Origin of the sequence: Geminicoccus flavidas (assembly GCF_009806515.1) — a bacterium.
Lineage (GTDB): Bacteria > Pseudomonadota > Alphaproteobacteria > Geminicoccales > Geminicoccaceae > Geminicoccus > Geminicoccus flavidus.
Window position 1 is genome coordinate 1 of the sequence record NZ_WUJP01001073.1, and the last position, 2,908, is coordinate 2,908.

A 2,908-nucleotide genomic window follows, 5' to 3' on the forward strand; every position below is an offset into this window, starting at 1 on the left:
GCACCACCTGCAGCTCTTCCTCGACGCCTACAACCACGCCCACCGCCTGAAGACCCTGCAGGGCCTCACGCCCTACGAGTTCATCTGCAAGACCTGACGGAACAGCCGGCCAGGTTCACCACAGATCCCACCCACTACATCCTGGGACCGAACAGCTAGTTTGCGCCCGACCGCGCAAAGGCGGCCCCGCGCTTTGTGGTCGTCCGAAGCGGCGCTGGGAGTGGGCGTCGTGCGCCAGCACATCGGCCAATCGCCGAGATGGGCAATGACCGCCGCTTGGCAGATTTCGCACCGGTGACCAGCCGCCATGCGCGCCAAGGAATACGGCTCGGCTTCCCGACGCCAATCAGCGGATCGTCGCGCGGGCTGGAACATCGGTCGTGGCCGGTTCGGCAGGGTAAGGTAGCCAGTGAGGCGCCGCAGGCGGCCAACCGGTTGCCCGGGCCAATCCGCCTGGTCGTGTGCCCGCACGCCTGCTTTGATCACCGGCAGATCCGCGAGGACCACGGCAAGCGCCCATTCCCCGGCAGCCGCGCCCGATGCGGCACAGATCGGGCCGCGGCAGTCCAGGCACCATCCTCAGCCACCGTCCGTGACGGCCTGTCGCCCTGGCGAGGCGGCGGCGCGATTACCGGCGATAGCGCTCGCGCAGCTCGATCGCGTTGGCGTGGGCGTCAAAACCCTCGTAGCGGGCCAGCCGCCTGGCCGGCTCCGCCAGTCGCTCATAGCCTTCGCGGGTGGCGTAGCCGATGCCGGTGCGCTTGAGGAAGTCGAACACCGAGAGCGGCGACCAGGTGCGGGCATGGCCGCCGGTCGGCAGTACCGCGTCCGGACCCAGCACGAAGTTGGCGATCACGATCGGGGTGTTCTCGCCCAGGAGGATCTCGCCGGCGTTCACGATGCGGTTCATCAGCGCCATGGGCTCCTTCGCCAAGATCTCCAGGTGCTCCGGCGCGTACTCGTTGACGAAGGCGATCGCATCGTCCAGGTCGCGCGCCACCAGGATACCGCCGCGCGGCCCGGCCAGCACGGCCTGGGAGAAGCCCACCCGCTGCTCGCCCATGCGCGCCCACAGGTCGGGAAGCACCCGGGCGGCCGCCTCAGCGACCCGGCGCGACGGTGTGACCAGAAAGGCCGAGCTGTCCGGGCCGTGCTCGGCCTCGATCAGCAGGTCCAGCGCCGCGATCTCGGGATTGGCGTGCTCGTCGGCCAGGATGATCGATTCGGATGGGCCGGCCGGCAGGCCGGTGTCGATCCGGTCGGCCAAGTGCTTCTTGGCGGCCACCAGCCAGGGCGAGCCGGGGCCGATGATCTTGGCGAGCCGGGGCAGGCTGTAGGTACCATGCGCTGCCGCCGCCACCGCGACCGCACCGCCGGCCTTGTAGACCCTGGACACCCCCACCCGGCGCGCCGCCACCAGGCTCGCAGCATCCACCCCGCCCTGGGGCGTGGGCGGGGTCAGGATCACCACCTCGGGCACACCCGCCACCACGGCCGGGATCGTGGTCATCATCACCACGGACGGAAAGGCGCCCTTGCCGCGCGGCACGTAGCAGCCGACCGAGGGGATCGGCAGGTGCCGCTCGCCGGCGAACGCACTCGGGCGGATCTCCTCCAGCCACATCGGCGGGGGGAGCTGCTTTTCGTGGAAGTGCCGGATGTTGCGCACCGCCTCCTCGATCGCGGCCTTCACCTCCGGCTCGACCAGCGCCTCGGCCTCCTCGAACTCCGCCTCGGTCGCAAACAGCCGCTCGGGCGCCAGGGGGGCGCCGTCGATCTCGCGGCCGAGTTCGGCCACGGCCTTGTCGCCGCTGGCGGCGACTCGCTCGGCGATGACGCGCACCGGGTCCATCAGCCCGCTCAGGTCGTGCTCGGCACGCTGCATCAGCCGGGCCCTAGCCTCGGCGGCCAGCTCCGCGAGATCGATGATGTTGGCGCCCCGCATCTCATCCTCCACTCGGTCGTGGCGCGGAACCTAGTGCCGTCCGGCCGTTCCCCCAATCACCAAGCTGGCGGGCAGCCATGAGCAGGCCGCACGCCTGGATGAAGCGCCAGCGCGGACGGGCAGGGCCGTCCGCGCCGAAGCTACGAGAATGTAGGAGGATGAAGGGCGGCTCTCAGCGCCGCTTGCGCAGGAGTTCCATGGCCGCCCCGGCCAGGAGACTGCCCAGCACGAGGGCCCGCGGGTGCTGCAGGACCCGCATGGCCAGCGGGGTCGCGAGTGTTGCGAACTGGGCTGCGGGCGGGGGGGCGGCCTGGGCCAGGAGACGGGCCCGGCGCTCGTGGCGCCGGGCGGCCGTCACGCCGATCAGGCTGACCAGGCCAGCGGCGATGACCAGGCAGGCGCCCACCACCAGGGATGCCGCCCAGCCCGGCATGACCTGGAGCATGCCGCGCCACGCCGCGTCGAGGAAATAGAGGAACGCGATCAGCCCGAGCAGGCCCGCCACGGCGAAGGCGACGAGGCGAGCACTCACGGCTTGCATCTGCGGACGCATGCTGTCCACCGGCAGGACCGTCCGCAGGAGCGGCCACATCAGCAGCGGCCCTTCAGCGACGCAGGAACTGCGCGAACAGCATGCCGAGAACGAACGATACCAGGACACTGGTCAACGGACGCTCCTGCACGAGGCGCTCCGCCTCGCCCAGCTTGCGTTCGCCATAGACCTTCGCGTCGTGCGACATGGCGTCGACGCGCGCGTTGAGCGCCTCCAGCCCGTGCTGGAGGCGGAGCTTCGCTTCCTCGCCGGCATCCGCACCCAGCGCCACGAGCTGGCCGCGCAGGACGTCCAGCTCGCGCTTGAGCTGCTCGTAGTTGGCGTTGAGCGACTGGCGGGCATGGTCGGTGCTGTTCAAGGCATGCACTTTCACGTCGTGGACGGCATCCCGCACATCGTTGCCGACGGCG

Annotated in this window: 3 protein-coding genes and 1 pseudogene; 1 reads left to right on the forward strand and 3 read right to left on the reverse strand. The window is 70.5% G+C overall.

Translation table 11 applies throughout. From position 1 onward, the window contains the following. Window positions 1-159: pseudogene (locus EQG76_RS30600) on the forward strand (IS481 family transposase); the annotation flags it as partial. Between the two features lie 469 nt (window positions 160-628). Here the strand turns inward: EQG76_RS30600 and hisD are convergent. The 3 genes from hisD to EQG76_RS30615 form a co-directional block, all read right to left on the reverse strand. Next, window positions 629-1,945 (reverse strand): histidinol dehydrogenase, encoded by a 1,317-nt coding sequence (gene hisD / locus EQG76_RS30605; protein WP_159719004.1) that lies wholly within the window; start codon window positions 1,943-1,945, stop codon window positions 629-631. A 172-nt stretch (window positions 1,946-2,117) separates the two neighbouring features. Beyond that, complete coding sequence (locus tag EQG76_RS30610) at window positions 2,118-2,477, reverse strand: hypothetical protein (RefSeq protein WP_159719005.1); 360 nt, start codon at window positions 2,475-2,477, stop codon at window positions 2,118-2,120. Window positions 2,478-2,550: 73 nt separating this feature from the next. Continuing rightward, window positions 2,551-2,908, reverse strand: a 358-nt coding sequence (locus tag EQG76_RS30615) for a hypothetical protein (protein ID WP_235031645.1), incomplete at its 5' end; no start/stop codon positions are given.